Source organism: [Bacillus] selenitireducens MLS10 (genome assembly GCF_000093085.1).
In the GTDB taxonomy this organism is placed as follows: domain Bacteria; phylum Bacillota; class Bacilli; order Bacillales; family Salisediminibacteriaceae; genus Salisediminibacterium; species Salisediminibacterium selenitireducens.
In genome coordinates this window covers 2,855,945-2,871,787 of sequence record NC_014219.1, presented here as the reverse complement: position 1 = coordinate 2,871,787, position 15,843 = coordinate 2,855,945, and the positions used below count along the sequence as shown (strand labels likewise).

The following is a 15,843-nucleotide window of genomic DNA, read 5'->3' as shown; positions in this document are numbered from 1 at the left end:
ATACTCCTTATCCGTGGATTTTTCGCTGAAGCATGGATAACATCAGGATCCCTGCCAAAGCACCGAGGAGAATGAGAGATCCATAGGCCATGGACATCCCGATTTCAAAGTGATACATATGGCTGATCATGGCGATCGAAACCGGTCGGTTGCCGGCATTATACAGAAAAGCCGACAGCGTATACTCACCAAGACTCGCGATGAATATAAGCAGGAATCCGGCCCAAACGCCTGGAGCGATCAGTGGCAGTGTGACTCTCATGAACGTCTGAGAGGCTTTTGCACCGAGGTTGTCCGATGCCTGGGCATATGTCTCGCTCAGCCTCCCGAACGAAACGGCAATACTTCTGACGGCGATGGGCAGCATACTGATGGTGTAGGCAAGGGGAAGAATCACCCATGTGCCGATCAGTGCACTGTTGTAGGCATTGATCAGGTTGATGGCCACGGCACTCGCAGGGAGGGCGAATGGCAGGAGAATGAGAAACTCTAGGAATGATCGCCCCTTTATTTTGCTTCTTGTCATCAGATAGGCAGCAGGCAGCGCAATGAGAGTTGCCATCACGGCCGCGGAGAGCGCCATCTGCAGGCTGTTGAAAAAGGGAATAAAGCTGCGGCGGTCTGTAAAGATCCGCTCATAGTTATCGAAACTGAACGCGGAAGGGAAGATGTCAATCATCCACGTGCCCGGCTTGACAAAGGAGAGGATGATGATCGTCAGAATCGGCAGGCTGATCATGATGGCTGTCAGTATACCGGTAAAGGACAAGATCAGTTTGAGCGGTATGCTCCTGATGTGAACCGGTTTGATCGGCACCGCCTTGACGGCTCCTTGAAACTGGCTTTTCTGTTCGTAGTGCCTTGCCAAGAAATAAAACGTGACGGCAAAGAGAGCAAGGACCATGACCTGTGCCGCGGCAAGATTCATAAACAGATTGGCTTTTGACATGAGTACCTGGGTCGTTAAGACACGATACCCGCCGATGATATTCGGGGCTGCAAAAGATCCGATGCCGGTCATGAATGTCAACATCGCTGAGGCGATCAACGCCGGTCTGATATAGGGAAAGATCACGGTTCGAAACGTTCGGAACACAGAGGCACCGAGATTCACACTCGCTTCAATGGTCGATCGGTCGAGCTGCTTAATGGCAACCGAAACGTTCATATAGAAATAAATATACTGGGTATAGGCATGAACCATCAGGATCCCGCTCAAGCCTGAAAACGACCAGGGAATACCGTCGAGCTGAAACACGCCTTCAACGGTCTTGGTGATCATCCCGCTCTCGCCATAAAGCTGAATAAAGGCAAACACGATGATTACTCCGGGTATCACGAGTGGCAAAAGCAGAAGCTTATCAAGCAAATGTTTGAATGGGAAATCAAAAAAATGCACGAAAAAAGCAAGAAAAGTGCCGATTGTCCCGCAAATCAGAACGGTCAACAGACCGAGCGAGAGGGTATTCAACATGGCTTCAAGGGAGCCCTCACTCGAGAAGAGATACAGATAATGATGAAAAGAGAGCTCCTGATCATCGGTGAGGCTGACCAGGAGCGTGTTTAGGGTTGGATACAGAACAAGGCCGATCAGAATCCCCGTGAGGAGAATCATCATAAACCGTTTCATTTATTCAACATCTTTTTCACTGTCTTTCACATCTGTATCCCAGGTTTGCATCCAGTCCGCCTGGTGTTCGGCGAGGTGATCCCAGTCCACGTCCATGACGTTGAACGTGATGTCCTGCATCCAGTCGGGTGAAAGGGAGAGAGCCTCTTCGTTTGTCGGCATACGGTTAAATTCTTGTGCAAGCATCCCCTGAATCTCTGCACTGCCGGCGAATTCGAGAAAGGCCTCTGCGGCATTCGGGTTCGGCGCGCCGTCAATCATTGCGATGGCATCGGTGATAACCGGGAACCCGCTCTCAAGATCAATGATTTCAATCGGCAAATCATGATTGATCTGATTGTCAAGGACATGGTTCATCGTTGAGAAGCTGATCGCAGCTTCCTGTCTGCCGATGGCCTGCATCTGCAGCGTTCCGCTGTCGAAATAGGCCTTAGTGTTTGCGTCGAGATCATTCAGGAAGGCCCATCCTTCTTCAAGGTTGCCCTGCTGATCGTATTGTTGCAAAAGCGATGCATACATCACTCTCGCGGAAGAAGAGAGGGCATTTCGGAAAATAAGCAGATCCTCGTATTGATCATCGGCGAGATCCGACCAGTCTGAAGGAAGCTCGTCCTCACTGAGCATGTCGGTATTGTAAAACAGCGAAACGGGCGTCTGAATCGTCCCGTACCAGTAGCCGTCTTCGTCTTTAAACATTGGGTCCATCGATTCACCCCATACAGGCTCCGTAGGTGTAAACGCGCCTTTTTCTTTTAGGTCCATAAACAGATTGGACGCTCCACCGAACATGATATCGGCCTGCGGGTTATCCATTTCCGCTTCGACACGTTCTGCGAGTTCCCCCATCAGGTTGATGTATGTGACTTCGACTCCGGTCTCTTCTTCAAAGGCATTCGCGACCATCTCAATCATATCCTCCGCGTGGGTGGAATAGATGACGAGCTCATCCTCCATGCTGTTTTCGTTTGCCCCTTCTGTCTGATCGTTGCCGCACGCTGACAAAACAGCCAGGCATGCAGGAACAGCCAAACCTGCTTTCCACATTTTGTTCCCCATTTGATTACCCCCATGATATCTTTTTTTAACATTCAATAAATAGCGTAGCACAACAGGTATACCGTACGAAGTATCCAAAGTCATTGAAAGTGTGAACTGTTTGTTATAGGTCGATAAATAAATGGAATAGTATACTGGGGATAATTGTTTAATGATTAAGGGTGGATGCCTGAACAGTCAGGCTGCAGACGTCGGGAAGTCAGACATCACTCTTCAATCTCTTCTTGATCTGTGGTACAGTAAGATGAGCTTGAGACAAGTGCATAGAAGAGGTTCTAGCTTATAAGTTGTGAGCGAGAAAACCCCCGAATTTATTCGGGGGATGATAGCGAACGGTCTTAGACTTTTAAGCCTTTTCGCACCAATTCGTAGACGGCACTCGCAAACGTTGGAATCATATTCTCCTTTCGATATTCCTCTATCGCTTCGTACAATTCTTTTGGGAAATTCAAGTGCTTTTGCACCCTGGAAATTGACATCAACCTCCTTTTAAAGTATATTTAGAGTATATTTAATATACGATAGAGAAGGAGGTGAACGCCATGCCAAATCATAAAGCCTATCGGTTTCGCATCTACCCCAATCGAGAACAGGAAGTCTTGATTGCGAAAACCATCGGATCGACTCGTTTTGTGTACAACCACTTTCTTGCGAAGTGGAACGACAGATACAAGGAAACAGGAAAAGGGTTGTCCTACAATGCCTGTTCTGCGGAACTCCCGCAATTAAAACGGGAATACGAATGGTTAAAAGAAGTAGACAGCACGGCCTTGCAACAGGGGTTGAAACACTTAGCTGACGGATTGAACCGTTTCTTTAAGAAGCAAAATAAATACCCTCGATTTAAGTCAAAGAAGAACGATGTTCAGTCTTTCAAAACCGTCGGTAAAATGCGAATCGGAGGCAATCGCCTTTTCCTTCCGAAACTGGGCTACGTCAAATTTGCAAAAAGCCGTGACGTTGAAGGACGTATTCTGTCTGCCACGATCCGACGAACGCCAACAGGGAAGCATTTCATAGCCATACTTGCAGAAACGGAGATCAAATCATTCGATCAGACAGGATCAGCCGTAGGTATTGATCTTGGCATTGACCATTTCGCTATCCTTTCAGACGGGCAAAAGATCGACAACGAACGATTCACAAAAAAGATGGAACAGAAGCTAAAGCGTGAGCAACGCAAGCTGTCAAGACGCTATGAACAGGCGAAGAAAGACGGTAAACCGTTGCATGAAGCCAAAAACTATCAAAAGCAAAAAGTCGAAGTCGCCAAAATCCATGAGAAGATCGCTAATCAACGAACGGACTTCCTGCAAAAACTCAGTACGACGATCATCAAAAACCACGATGTCGTTTGTATCGAAGATTTAAACGCCAAAGGAATGTTGAAAAATAAGAAGCTGTCAAAAGCCATTTCAGACGTATCTTGGTCGGCGTTTAAGGCTATGTTGCTGTACAAGGCGGAGTGGCATGATCGCACGATCATCAAAATTGACCGATGGTTTCCATCCAGTCAGCTTTGCTCGTCCTGCGGGCATCATGACGGCAAGAAGGATTTGAGCGTCCGATCATGGACGTGTTCATCTTGTGGTACGCACCATAATCGTGACATCAACGCCAGTCGAAACATCCTACAAGAAGGGCTACGTGTCCTTTCATAAACGGAAACAAAAACCGTCGGACTGACGGGGTTCGCTTGGTCAATAAGAGAAACCGCTGTTTTACGTGTATGCCACGTCTTAACAAGTATGCTCTGTTCCCAAGAATCCTCCGACTTTAGTCGTGGGGAGTGTCAAACCCTCTATAAAAAACTAAGGAACGACTGATCAGCCATGTCCTTAGGGATGTGGCTTTTTTTCGTTCCTGAAAGGATGACACGTATGTTAAATGAAGAGAAAGCGCTCGTCGTATTCAGTGGCGGTCAAGACAGTACGACCTGCCTGTTTTGGGCGTTGGAGCGGTTCAAAGAAGTGGAGACGGTGACGTTTGACTATCACCAGCGTCACAGCCAGGAGATTGAGGTGGCAGAAGGGATCGCAAAGGAACTCGGTGTGAAGAACACCGTCCTTGATCTGTCGCTATTGAATCAGCTGTCTGCGAATGCCCTGACCCGATCGGATATCGCCATTGAACAGAAAGACAGGGAGCTGCCGTCGACGTTTGTGCCGGGGCGCAATCATCTGTTTCTCTCATTCGCCGGCGTCATGGCCAAATCGATGGGGGCGAAGCATATCGTCACCGGGGTCTGTGAGACGGACTTCAGCGGCTATCCGGACTGCCGGGATGTGTTTATCAAGTCCCTGAATGTGACGTTGAACCTGGCGATGGATGATACGTTTGTGATCGATACGCCGCTTATGTGGCTGAATAAGAAAGAAACCTGGGCGCTTGCTGATGAGCTCGGGGCCCTTGATTTTGTCAGGGAGAAGACGTTGACATGTTATAACGGGATCCTCGCAGACGGCTGCGGTGAGTGCCCGGCGTGTGAGCTCAGGAAGAACGGACTCGATGACTATTTGAATGAGAAGGTGAATGGCTGAATGTACGGATTTGAGATTGTGCAGAACCTTGAGAAGATTGGCGAAGACATTCAGAAAGACGAATTAAAATACCACTCAAAGCGGGTGATGGTCAGTAAAGAGTTCAGCTTTGACGCGGCTCATCACCTGCACTGTTATGACGGGAAGTGCAAGAATCTTCACGGGCACACGTACCGGGTCGTCTTCGGTATCAGTGGCTATGTGGACGAGATCGGACTGATGATGGACTTTGGGGACATTAAAGAGATCTGGAAAGAGGACATCGAAGTGCACCTCGATCACCGCTACGTCAATCAGACACTGCCGAAGATGAATACGACGGCGGAGAATATGGTCGTCTGGATCTTTGAACAGATGGCCGGGGCGATTGAGGAGCGTCCGAAGCTGAGTAAAGATCAGGGCGCGCGCGTGGAGTTTGTCCGTCTCTTTGAGACACAAACGAGCTATGCGGAAGCGAGACGGGAGTGGATGGACCTTGACTGAGACGATCCCTGTACTCGAGATATTCGGACCGACGATTCAGGGAGAGGGGATGGTTGCCGGACGGAAGACGATGTTTGTCAGAACCGCGGGCTGCGACTACGCCTGCAGCTGGTGTGATTCCGCCTTTACCTGGGACGGGAGTGCGAAAGACGAGATCGTGCAGATGAACAAAGACGCCATCTGGCAAGCGCTCAACGAGGAAGCGGAAGGACTGTTTTCCCATGTGACGATCTCCGGCGGCAATCCGGCGCTATTAAAGAACCTCGGTTCGTTCATCACACTTCTGAAAGAGAAAGCCATCGACGTCGCCCTCGAAACCCAGGGCAGCGTCTGGCAGGACTGGTTCACGACCATCGATGACCTGACGATTTCACCGAAGCCGCCGAGCTCCAGGATGGAGACGGATTTCGGTGTGCTTGATGACATCATGACCAGGCTCCGTGAAGCAGGACGCTCGTCACAGGTCAGTCTGAAGGTCGTGATCTTCGACGAAGAGGACCTCGCCTACGCCAGACGAGTGAAGACACGCTACCCGGACGTGCCGTTCTACCTCCAGGTCGGCAACGATGACACCGTGACAGACGAGGACAAGACGCTTCGCGATCATCTGATGGACCGCTATGAATGGCTCATCAACGAAACGATGGGCGACGCCGCGTTTAACGACGCCTATGTCCTGCCTCAGATTCATGCGCTGCTTTGGGGGAACAGACGGGGCGTGTAACGAAGAACCTTAGAGACAGACAGTCGACGAGCCTGCCGGAGACGGTGGGCTTGTTCTTTACAATTGTAGGGTCCGTTTTAATCCCAGCAGTGAGGTTTTTTGTTTAAGTAATGAATGTATGTATCTTCTCCAAACATTCTTGTACGGTTTCAGCAGGTGCTTCATCAACCACATTGAGCTTTCTTGCTTTCCAATCCAGACTTTTTATCTGATCGGTTAAGATAACCCCGTGGATAGCCAAACCATCCGGTAAGGCTACCTCAAAGGGATAATCCTTAGAAACACTGGTAATCGGACATACTACGGCAAAACCTGTGATTCTATTGAAAGATTCGGGTGAAATAACTATAGCAGATCTTGAACCCGTTTGTTCGTGTCCTGCTTGTGGGTTGAAATTCAAATAAACAAGATTTCCACGGTCAGCAACTTCCGACATTTAAAGTAACTCCCTTCCCGTTGAATGACAGTCAATTTCAGTGTGCTTATTATCTTCAGTTACTTGGGATAATAATTCGTCCAATGTCGGTTTCTTAGTCACTGGTTTTATCACAATGGAATTATTAATGAGAGTGATTTCAATTTCACTACCATCTGAAACGTTAAGTTGTTGGACATGAGACTTAGGGATTCTTACACCGAGACTGTTACCCCATTTTTGAAGCTTAGTCGTCATTTTTTTCACCTTCTTTCGATGAATTATTCTTTGTCACAATTATATCACCTTACTGGTTTATTGTATACACAAAGTATAAACATGTAGGGTGGATATTATGCGTGATACACGCTCTCTATGATTGAACAACAAACTAACATCAAAGGCGGAAAACCGACGCAATTCCTCCCCGTCAATGAAATGAGGGGCTTACTTGCTTCTCAATCGTGACAGCAAATGGGTACCATCTTGAACCGGCCGGACTGACTTCGGATGTGAAGGCTTTTGAGTATCCGGCGATGACGATGAATTATCGCGAGGACGCTCTGTAACCGGAGTTGAAGATCCGAGGGGAATCGATGTCGGTGATACGGTGGAGGAAGTGGACGGACAATTTCCACTCGGAAACCGGATCGAGGATGCTGCCGAATATGAGGAACTGGGTGAAGCCGTGAACAGCTATGCGGATGTAGAGATGGAGAATGATCGAATCGAGTCGGTGTTTTTCAGAAGTTCTTTAGATTCGGAGTCGGGAGCGTATCTGCAGAACTTTGATTTGCAGCTGACGATTGAAGATGGCGTGGTAGCGGAAATGATCTTCGATTATAAGTTGTGAGCGAGAAAACCCCCGAATTTATTCGGGGGATGACAGCGAACGGTCTTAGGCTTTCAAGCCTTTTCTCACCAATTCGTAGACGGCACTGGCAAACGTTGGAATCATATTCTCCTTTCGATATTCCTCTATCGCTTCGTACAATTCTTTTGGGAAATTCAAGTGCTTTTGCACCCTGGACATTGACATCAACCTCCTTTATAGATATATTTAGAGTATACTTAATATACCATAAAGAAGGAGGTGAACGCAATGACAAATCATAAAGCCTATCGCTTTCGCATCTATCCCAATCGAGAACAGCGAATCTTGATTGCGAAAACCATCGGTTCGACTCGTTTTGTCTATAACCACTTTCTTGCGAAGTGGAACGACAGGTATAAAGAGACAGGCAAAGGGATGTCCTACAATGCCAGTTCTGCGGAACTCCCGCAATTAAAACGAGATTACGAATGGTTAAAAGAAGTGGACAGCACCGCCTTGCAACAAGGGTTAAAACACTTAGCTGACGGATTCAACCGTTTCATTAAGAAACAAAACAAATACCCTCGATTTAAGTCAAAGAAGAACGATGTTCAGTCTTTTAAAACCGTCGGCCAAATGCGAATCGAAGGCAATCGCCTTTTCCTTCCGAAACTGGGCTACGTCAAATTCGCAAAAAGCCGTCATGTTGAGGGACGTATTCTGTCTGCCACGATCCGACGAACGCCAATGGGTAAGCATTTTATATCCGTTCTTGCTGAAACGGAGGTTAAACCATTCGATGCAACAGGATCAGCCGTAGGCATTGATCTTGGCATTGACCATTTCGCCATCCTTTCAGACGGGCAAAAGATCGACAACGAACGCTTTACACGAAAGATGGAACAGAAGCTAAAGCGTGAGCAACGCAAGCTGTCAAGACGCTATGAACAGGCGAAGAAAGACGGAAAACCGTTGCGTGAAGCCAAAAACTATCAAAAGCAAAAGGTCAAAGTTGCCAAAATCCATGAGAAGATCGCCAATCAACGAACGGATTTCCTTCAAAAACTCAGTACAACGATCATCAAAAACCACGATGTCGTTTGTATCGAAGATTTAAACGCCAAAGGAATGTTGAAAAATAAGAAGCTGTCAAAAGCCATTTCAGACGTATCTTGGTCGTCTTTTAAGGATATGTTGATGTACAAGGCGGAGTGGCATGATCGCACGATCATCAAAATTGACCGATGGTTCCCATCCAGTCAGCTTTGTTCATCCTGTGGTCATCATGACGGCAAAAAGGATTTGCGTGTTCGATCATGGACGTGCCCCTCTTGTGGTACGCACCATGATCGTGACATCAACGCCAGTCGAAACATCTTACAAGAAGGGTTACGTGTCCTTTCATAAACGGAAACAAAAAACCGTCGGTCAGACGGGGTTCGCTTGGTTAATAAGAGAAACCGCTGTTTTGCGTGTATGCCACGCTTTAACAAGTACGCTCTGTTCCCAAGAATCCCCCGACTTTAGTCGTGGGGAGTGTCAAATGCCTTATTGGTTATATGGCGAACCCTTTCGCGTTATTAAGAAGCAAGGCAATATGCCTTGCTTCTTAATTAACAAACAGATCCAAAATGTTCCGGTGATTATGGTGGGCACTTACTTTTTCTCAAGAATCCCGTTCAGGTAAATGTCGAAGAACTGTTCGCTGAAGTCCTTCAGATCGTATTGTTCCATCACCTCGGGCTGATGCCTGAACAGATCCTTCATCGCTTGCCTGACTGCGAAGGTGTAGTGAATGAGGACATCGGGGTCTATGTCGATGCGGATAATGCCGTCGATCTTGGCCATGCGCATCAGTTCCCGAAATAACGGCAGGCGCTTTGTCATGACCCAGTCGTTGTACTGATCGACAAGATCCGGGTACTGGCTGTTCAGTTCCTTCAGGAAGTCGGACTGAAACAGGGCTTCATAGTCTTTTACATCAAAGACGGCGAGAAAGCTCTCCTGGGTCAGCTTCTGGTCTTTGGCTTCCTTAAGGACCTGTTCAATCCTGTTTAAGGAGAGATGGAAGACACGTTCGACGACGTGGGCGACGATGGCCTTCTTATCGTTGAAATGTTTATAGTACGTAGCTTTACTGGCATCCGCCTCACGGACGATTTCTTCGACCGTGACGGCCTGGATGCCTTTTTGAATGAGCAGCTGTTCTGCCGCATCCAACAGCTGTTCACGTTTTGGTGATTTGCGGGCCCGGTTTGGTTTCGTCATGCGAGCTCATCCTTTCCGTGGATTAGCGGCGCTTCCTCATCAGCTGATCCGGCTTTCTTGACGATCACGATCTGTCCGGTGTTGCCGTCGATTCGAACCTGGTCACCTGTGGCAAGTTTCTCACTGATTCGTTCAATGCCGGCGACAGCGGGAATGCCGTATTCTCTTGCGACGATGCCGCCGTGGGAGCCGGTACCGCCGGTTTCCATGATCAGGCCGCCGGCACTGAGGAACAGCGGCGTCCAACTCGGATCCGTACTGTGGGTGACAAGGATCTCCCCGTCAGAGAGGGCTGCACCCTTTGGATCATGTATGACACGGACGGTTCCGGTACAGACGCCGGAGGCAATGGGGAAGCCGGTCAGGACGTGGTCCTCTTCTCCAACTGGTTCACTCCCGTAGATCGTTTCCCCGGTGTTGGTCATGAAGCGCGGGACAGTCCGGATCGACTGCTGATGCTCAAACTGCGCCTTACGTTTGGCGATCTGTTCGGAATAGGAGCCTTCCGGGTTAAGAATCTCACGCCTGTGAAGAAAGGCGATCTCGTCCCGGTGAGCAATCACGCCCTGTTCCACCAGTTCATCACCGGCTTCAAGGAGAAGTTTCCGGACCAGGGCGAAGGAGCGGATCAGGTCGAATTTCGGGCGTTCCCGAAGGCCAAGCAGATTGCGGATATAGCGGCAGTCCTGTTCAATCTGTGCCGCTGCATGCCGGCCCTTTTTCTCTTTGACGAGCCGGGAGATGGCTTCGACGGCCTGGTCTGATTCTGTCTCACGCTGGGCGAGTCGGTCATAGAGCGCTTCGGTGTCCTGCGTCATGTATGTGTGGATCAGGTTCAGAATATAGGCGGGATCTTCTTGCCAATTGGGTATGCCGACGTCGAGTTCCACATTGGAGCGATGGCCGAATTCACCGAGAAAAGACTGAATGGCAGGATCGTTTTGATCCGGTAACTGTCCGTTTCTCTCATATTCACGGGCAAGAGTGACGAGGCGGTGCCCCATCTGCGTGGTGGGACTGTTCGGCAGGGCCTTAATAACCGGGAGAAGGAGACGGGTATCTCCGGTGAGTTTTTTCAGGCGCTTCTCCGCCCGCTTCTCAGCGAGCATTCCCGGAACGATATAGGCACACTGATGGACGATAACGCGCATGGCGTTTTCCATAATGGTATCGACGACGGCGATTTCATCTCTGATGGTCCTGGCCTTATCTGCCTGTCTGGTCATTCGTCTGAGATGGTCCTCTGCAAGTTTGACGGCGCGCTTCTCCGCCTGTTCAGGGCGAAGCATTGCACCTGCGACCCGGATGCCCATGCGGATCATCAAGACGAAGAGCCGCGGCGGCAGCTTCAGTCTGTCTCGTTTCGCAGTCAGTTCTTCTTCGTTTTCCCGGATGAAGGCCTTGATCAGTTCACCGGCGACGGGATCTTTCATGGCCAAGCTGTCCGCCATCTTCGTCGCCCGTTTTTTGTTTCGGATCAGTTCGGTAAAGTCCCAGTAAATGCGGCCTTCAGCTGTTTTGAAGCCCTTTGGTGATTTGCCGGCACGGATGCCGAGCACCTTCAGGGCACCCCACATTTCGAGGCGCTGAACATCGATGCCAAGGGGCGTGAACGGCACACTGATCCCTTGAGAGACGCGGGTGAAGGAGAAATAGAAACGGAGCCCTTCTTCAGGCGGGTCATTGGTTTCAACCAGGGGATGAAGGCCGGTGAGCGGACGGGCCTGCACGATGCGGACGGTACCGTCACGACCGAGAACCCATTCTGTATCCATCGGCTTTTGGTAGTATTGTTCCACGGCAGCGGCCAGTTCATGAAGCTCACGGAGCTGGTCATCCGTGAGGCTGGCTTTGTCTTGCAGGTGCGAAGGGACCGGAACCGTGTCGTGACCGTCGTCGTTTGGCATCACCTGAACGGTCTCCGTGGCGATTCGTGAGGAGACGGGATTTCCGGACTGCTTCTCGAGAATGAACTGATCAGGGGTAACCATGCCGGAGACTACGGCTTCTCCCATTCCCCAGGAGGCGTTGATGAACAGCTGATCCCGCCGGTTGTTAAGAGGGTTCGCGGTGAACATGACACCGGCAGCATCGCCTTCAGCCATGCACTGCACGACGACAGCCATGGAGAGGGTGGGGAACGTCTGAGGGATGCCGTTGTTGAACCGGTAGGCGATGGCTCTCGGGTTCCAAAGAGACCCCCAGCAGTCCTTTACCGCCTGAAGGAGGGCCTCTTCCTGCCCGATGTGCAAATAGCTGTTGTGTTGACCGGCAAAGGACGTCTCCGGAAGGTCCTCGGCGGAGGCAGAGGAACGAACGGCCACACGGGCAGAGGGCAGGGCCCGATATTGGGCGCTGACCTGAGAAGAAACGGCTTCAGGGATGACGGCGTCCTGAATGAGCCTTTGAATGGCGGCAGAGGCCTCTTCGAGTCCGTTTGAATCATGGGCATCGAGGTCTTTCAAGATGGCCTGGACAGGATCCGAGAGGCGGTTATGATCGATGAACAGCTGAAAGGCTTCCGTTGAAAGAATGAAGCCTTCCGGGACGTTCATGCCAGCGGCGGTCATCTGTACAAGATTCAGTCCTTTGCCTCCTGCGGCGGCAAGATCCACATGCACAGTCGTGTGAAACGGAATGATCATATCAGGCACCCACTTTCGTTTTGGTTATGTTCATTATAAGCTGGAAATTGTATAAAGTAAACGAATATATATTAATGCGTTTATTTAAATTCAATATAATTATTTATATTATACGTTTTAATCGTATTTCGTTTTGATGAATGGTGGTGAAAGGGATGAGACAGACTGAGAGCGCGGTTGCCTGAACGGCATATGCCTGTTCTATTAATTGGTGATTACCGGTACAGTGAAAAAGGGAATAGATCGGTATGCAGGGATCATCGCGCCCAATGGCGCTTTGATGTATCTTTGCCGGTTGATGATGGACCAATCGCATTGCAGATGGCTGAGGAGGGATCCGTTATGGAGAGAAAGACAATGGTACTCGATACAAGTGTCATTATGCACGACTGGATTGCCCCGTTTCAATTTGAGGAACATGAGGTGGTCATCCCGCTCATCGTCATTGAAGAATTGGAGAAGCATAAGACAAGGCCTGATGAAAAAGGGCAGAATGCAAGACGGTTTATCAATGAACTCGATAAACTCGAAGAAGAACAGCAGATTATCGACAAAGGCTTTGTTGAACTTGAAGGCGGCGGCAGACTGCGTGTGGAGATCAATCATGGGAAGAGCCCGCTCGTCGATCAGCTCCTTCAGGAACGGACGAATGACAACCGGATCTTATCCGTTGCGGTGAACTTGAAAGAAGAAGGCCATCACGTTCTCATGGTAACTAACGATAAAGCGATGCGGGTGAAGGGCAGGCGTTTGGGACTCAACGTGCAAAGCTATCTGACAGACCAGCTGATCCGACATACAGAAGACCTCTACAGCGGTGAACGGACCTTTGATACGAGTGATGAACAGATCAGCCGGGTGTATGCATCGGGTGGTGAGATGCCGCTCAGTGAACTCCTGCCCCTTCTCGGGGAACAGGCTGTGGATGATGATTTTTTTACGAATACGTTTTTGACATTGAAAGGGATGCAGTCCTCCATTCTTCTTCGGGTCGTGAAGAAGAACGGTGTGAAATATGCACAGACCTTTAAGCATATCGGCGATCAGGAAGTCATTTATGAGAAAATCCGTCCGAGAAACAAAGAACAGAAGATGGCGGCTGAAGCCCTGCTTGATGACGAACTTGATCTGGTCATTATGATGGGAGGCGCGGGAACAGGCAAAACGCTCCTTGCGCTTGCTTCGGCGCTGCAAAAGCAGCAGGAAGTCGGAAGAAGCGTCATGGTCACCCGTGCAGAGGTGGCCGTCGGCAGAGAGCGCGGCTTTCTCCCGGGCGACGATCTCGAGAAAACACTGCCATGGATGAAAGGGATTCTCGACAATCTGGAGGTGCTCTTTGATGCCCAGGGAGACCGCAAGAAGATGACGGGGATCATGGACGGGATGAACGGCATCATTGATTTTGAGTCGATGGCGTATATCAGGGGACGGAGTATCCCGAACCGTACCGTTATCATCGATGAAGCACAGAATACGACCCCGACGGAGATTGAAACTTTACTGAGCCGCGGCGCAGAAGGGTCGAGGTACATTCTGCTTGGCGACCCGAATCAGATTGATGTTCCCTATCTCGACAGCGTGAACAACGGACTCGTCTATGCTGCGGAACGAATGAAGGAAAGTGATTATTCCGCTGTCTTGAGGATGACCAAGGTTGAGCGGTCGAGACTGGCTGAAGAAGTGACCCGGCTGTTTGGCAAAGGCCGGTGAATGCCGATTGAGCGTGTGAGGAAGAAATGATTGTATTGAGAGAGGCTTACAGAACTTCTTTCATTTCAGGAAGAAAATCATCAAATCAACACACACTGCCCCCTAACGGAAGAGTGTGTGTTGATTTGTTTTATCGAGAAGTTTATGATGCCCGAGCAATTCTATTTGCTGAACTCTTTGCAGTTTTGAGAGATTCGAAAGGGAAGTGTTTCACATTCAACTTGCCAAGAACCTGGATGGTTTTTATTTGTACAAGTACAAAAGGTGTCATGATGACAAAGTAAGTGAGTGAGAATTTATCAACGATTCCCGGGTTAACAAGGCCCCATTGGATAAAAAACATACCGAGAACGAAATAGGCAACTCCCGGGCAAATCAGACCATAGCTTCCTGGGCTTTTGTTTTTCCCGTTGGTGAATTCAGAGAAGTAACCATTTCTTGTGAGGACGGAATAACCGAGCAAACCGACAAATGTCTGGACAGTGACCAATGCGCCAATAACAAGGAACATCATGATATCGTTTGGATTAGTGCCAAGCAGGTTATGAGATACACCGGATGCGAGTCGGACAAATGTGATCCCAACTAGGGTAAGGATCGGAATCAAAATCCAGACGGTTGCACTGCCTTCTTTGGCAATCCCGTTGTTCAAAATAGCGGAGATTGCGAGTGTTCCCTGTACAGCGAGCAGTCCGACTGCGACTGTGAGGAACAGGATAGATAAGATCATACCGGTTACAGAAACGAAAGTGATACTGCTCATCGCTGCAGGTGCTGCAAGTCCGACAGCGATCATTGTAAAGGCAAAAGTGGAAAGCAACTGACTGAAGTTATTGTTTGCTTCTGTATTAAAGCCATTGTCAGTGAAGAAGCGTGTCATCATTGGTATAAAGAGTGTCAGAGCATATGCGCCGATCGCCGCGAATGCTGCCAGTGAAAATGGCAGCAGAAGCTGAATCACATTCCAGAGATTCGGAATAAATACGGCACCCAGCACAAACAAAACATTAACGGTCATGGAGAGTGTCAACGGAATCGCCATAAAGCTGACCTCTGCATTTGTGCCAAGCATTTTTTGATAAGCCTCTGTTTGCTTGAACTGCTTCCATTGTGACAGATTCCAAAAGAGCTTTTGGAAGTGACGGACTGTAAAATAAATCATCCCTGTTGCAACAATGACAATCGCTATTTGCACAGGTACGCTGCCTCCCATTAAATAGGGATAAATGTGATTGAAGGTTGCCATCGGCGTTCCCTCATGCGGAATCATAAACATAAAGTACATAAAAAAGGATACTGCGAGCCCACCATTTCCAAGCGCGGCTAAAAAGTAAATCGGATTATACGTTTTATTCATTGAAAATTCCCTCCTGTTTATATACCCTGTCGGGTATTAGATGTGAGAAGCTTAACATGGGGGGTGGGGGTATGTAAACCGTTGTGGGCGAAAATAAGACTTAACTATAATAAACCAGTTAATTACAGCGCTTACACTGTATGATTTTTCATATTTAGTGGAGTGAGCACTGATTTTTGTTCCCTTTTTATGATTTCACTA

The 15,843-nt window shown here is 49.0% G+C and carries 16 protein-coding genes; 7 read left to right on the top strand and 9 right to left on the bottom strand.

Annotated features, from left to right (window positions below):
• Positions 1–7: 7 nt before the first annotated feature.
• From BSEL_RS13385 to BSEL_RS17885, 3 genes are all read right to left on the bottom strand, one after another.
• Entirely contained in the window at positions 8–1,630 is a 1,623-nt protein-coding gene (locus BSEL_RS13385) for an ABC transporter permease (RefSeq protein WP_013173561.1), read from the bottom strand.
• Positions 1,631–2,686, bottom strand: a complete 1,056-nt coding sequence (locus BSEL_RS13380) for an extracellular solute-binding protein (RefSeq protein WP_013173560.1) — start codon at positions 2,684–2,686, stop codon at positions 1,631–1,633.
• 338 nt (positions 2,687–3,024) lie between these two features.
• The gene (locus tag BSEL_RS17885) at positions 3,025–3,165 is read right to left on the bottom strand and encodes a hypothetical protein (RefSeq protein ID WP_013173559.1); all 141 of its coding nucleotides are present in this window, start codon (positions 3,163–3,165) and stop codon (positions 3,025–3,027) included.
• Between the two features lie 63 nt (positions 3,166–3,228).
• Here BSEL_RS17885 and tnpB (BSEL_RS13375) point away from each other — a divergent pair, with 63 nt between their 5' ends.
• From tnpB (BSEL_RS13375) to queE, 4 genes are all read left to right on the top strand, one after another.
• On the top strand, positions 3,229–4,347 hold the full coding sequence (tnpB, locus tag BSEL_RS13375) for an IS200/IS605 family element RNA-guided endonuclease TnpB (RefSeq protein WP_013173558.1): 1,119 nt from the start codon (positions 3,229–3,231) through the stop codon (positions 4,345–4,347).
• Between the two features lie 219 nt (positions 4,348–4,566).
• A complete protein-coding gene (gene queC, locus BSEL_RS13370) occupies positions 4,567–5,226 on the top strand; it encodes a 7-cyano-7-deazaguanine synthase QueC (protein ID WP_013173557.1) in 660 nt (219 codons plus the stop codon).
• Entirely contained in the window at positions 5,227–5,709 is a 483-nt protein-coding gene (gene queD / locus BSEL_RS13365) for a 6-carboxytetrahydropterin synthase QueD (protein ID WP_013173556.1), read from the top strand.
• The gene (queE, locus tag BSEL_RS13360) at positions 5,672–6,433 is read left to right on the top strand and encodes a 7-carboxy-7-deazaguanine synthase QueE (RefSeq protein WP_049773661.1); all 762 of its coding nucleotides are present in this window, start codon (positions 5,672–5,674) and stop codon (positions 6,431–6,433) included. Before queD ends, queE begins: the two co-directional genes overlap by 38 nt.
• 103 nt (positions 6,434–6,536) lie before the next feature.
• Here queE and BSEL_RS13355 read toward each other — a convergent pair whose 3' ends face one another.
• Both BSEL_RS13355 and BSEL_RS13350 read right to left on the bottom strand, forming a co-directional pair.
• Entirely contained in the window at positions 6,537–6,869 is a 333-nt protein-coding gene (locus tag BSEL_RS13355; protein WP_013173554.1) for a type II toxin-antitoxin system PemK/MazF family toxin, read from the bottom strand.
• Complete coding sequence (locus BSEL_RS13350; RefSeq protein WP_013173553.1) at positions 6,870–7,106, bottom strand: AbrB/MazE/SpoVT family DNA-binding domain-containing protein; 237 nt, start codon at positions 7,104–7,106, stop codon at positions 6,870–6,872. It abuts the gene before it with no gap.
• Between the two features lie 361 nt (positions 7,107–7,467).
• On the opposite strand from BSEL_RS13350, the gene BSEL_RS13345 reads away from it, so the two are divergent.
• Positions 7,468–7,701, top strand: coding sequence for a hypothetical protein (locus tag BSEL_RS13345; RefSeq protein WP_013173552.1), 234 nt, complete (start codon positions 7,468–7,470; stop codon positions 7,699–7,701).
• A gap of 45 nt (positions 7,702–7,746) precedes the next feature.
• On the opposite strand, the gene BSEL_RS18235 is transcribed toward BSEL_RS13345, so the two are convergent.
• The gene (locus tag BSEL_RS18235) at positions 7,747–7,881 is read right to left on the bottom strand and encodes a hypothetical protein (RefSeq protein WP_013171562.1); all 135 of its coding nucleotides are present in this window, start codon (positions 7,879–7,881) and stop codon (positions 7,747–7,749) included.
• A gap of 69 nt (positions 7,882–7,950) precedes the next feature.
• On the opposite strand from BSEL_RS18235, the gene tnpB (BSEL_RS13340) reads away from it, so the two are divergent.
• Positions 7,951–9,069, top strand: coding sequence for an IS200/IS605 family element RNA-guided endonuclease TnpB (gene tnpB, locus BSEL_RS13340; RefSeq protein WP_013173551.1), 1,119 nt, complete (start codon positions 7,951–7,953; stop codon positions 9,067–9,069).
• A gap of 249 nt (positions 9,070–9,318) precedes the next feature.
• Here the strand turns inward: tnpB (BSEL_RS13340) and BSEL_RS13335 are convergent, their stop codons facing one another.
• Positions 9,319–9,930 (bottom strand): TetR/AcrR family transcriptional regulator, encoded by a 612-nt coding sequence (locus BSEL_RS13335; protein WP_013173549.1) that lies wholly within the window; start codon positions 9,928–9,930, stop codon positions 9,319–9,321.
• The gene (locus tag BSEL_RS13330) at positions 9,927–12,575 is read right to left on the bottom strand and encodes a PEP/pyruvate-binding domain-containing protein (protein ID WP_013173548.1); all 2,649 of its coding nucleotides are present in this window, start codon (positions 12,573–12,575) and stop codon (positions 9,927–9,929) included. Before BSEL_RS13330 ends, BSEL_RS13335 begins: the two co-directional genes overlap by 4 nt.
• Positions 12,576–12,917: 342 nt before the next feature.
• On the opposite strand from BSEL_RS13330, the gene BSEL_RS13325 reads away from it, so the two are divergent.
• Positions 12,918–14,285, top strand: coding sequence for a PhoH family protein (locus BSEL_RS13325; RefSeq protein ID WP_013173547.1), 1,368 nt, complete (start codon positions 12,918–12,920; stop codon positions 14,283–14,285).
• 142 nt (positions 14,286–14,427) lie between these two features.
• Here BSEL_RS13325 and BSEL_RS13320 read toward each other — a convergent pair whose 3' ends face one another.
• Positions 14,428–15,642: a TsoY family (seleno)protein gene (locus BSEL_RS13320; protein ID WP_013173546.1), complete on the bottom strand. Its 1,215-nt coding sequence runs from the start codon at positions 15,640–15,642 to the stop codon at positions 14,428–14,430.
• Between the last annotated feature and the right edge of the window lie 201 nt (positions 15,643–15,843).

Bases quoted from the DNA above. Each gene is read 5' to 3' on its own strand.
- BSEL_RS13385 (WP_013173561.1), bottom strand. From the start codon at position 1,630: ATGAAACGGTTTATGATGATTCTCCTCACGGGGATTCTGATCGGCCTT.
- BSEL_RS13380 (WP_013173560.1), bottom strand. From the start codon at position 2,686: ATGGGGAACAAAATGTGGAAAGCAGGTTTGGCTGTTCCTGCATGCCTG.
- BSEL_RS17885 (WP_013173559.1), bottom strand. From the start codon at position 3,165: ATGTCAATTTCCAGGGTGCAAAAGCACTTGAATTTCCCAAAAGAATTG.
- tnpB (WP_013173558.1), top strand. From the start codon at position 3,229: ATGCCAAATCATAAAGCCTATCGGTTTCGCATCTACCCCAATCGAGAA.
- queC (WP_013173557.1), top strand. From the start codon at position 4,567: ATGTTAAATGAAGAGAAAGCGCTCGTCGTATTCAGTGGCGGTCAAGAC.
- queD (WP_013173556.1), top strand. From the start codon at position 5,227: ATGTACGGATTTGAGATTGTGCAGAACCTTGAGAAGATTGGCGAAGAC.
- queE (WP_049773661.1), top strand. From the start codon at position 5,672: ATGCGGAAGCGAGACGGGAGTGGATGGACCTTGACTGAGACGATCCCT.
- BSEL_RS13355 (WP_013173554.1), bottom strand. From the start codon at position 6,869: ATGTCGGAAGTTGCTGACCGTGGAAATCTTGTTTATTTGAATTTCAAC.
- BSEL_RS13350 (WP_013173553.1), bottom strand. From the start codon at position 7,106: ATGACGACTAAGCTTCAAAAATGGGGTAACAGTCTCGGTGTAAGAATC.
- BSEL_RS18235 (WP_013171562.1), bottom strand. From the start codon at position 7,881: ATGTCCAGGGTGCAAAAGCACTTGAATTTCCCAAAAGAATTGTACGAA.
- tnpB (WP_013173551.1), top strand. From the start codon at position 7,951: ATGACAAATCATAAAGCCTATCGCTTTCGCATCTATCCCAATCGAGAA.
- BSEL_RS13335 (WP_013173549.1), bottom strand. From the start codon at position 9,930: ATGACGAAACCAAACCGGGCCCGCAAATCACCAAAACGTGAACAGCTG.
- BSEL_RS13330 (WP_013173548.1), bottom strand. From the start codon at position 12,575: ATGATCATTCCGTTTCACACGACTGTGCATGTGGATCTTGCCGCCGCA.
- BSEL_RS13325 (WP_013173547.1), top strand. From the start codon at position 12,918: ATGGAGAGAAAGACAATGGTACTCGATACAAGTGTCATTATGCACGAC.
- BSEL_RS13320 (WP_013173546.1), bottom strand. From the start codon at position 15,642: ATGAATAAAACGTATAATCCGATTTACTTTTTAGCCGCGCTTGGAAAT.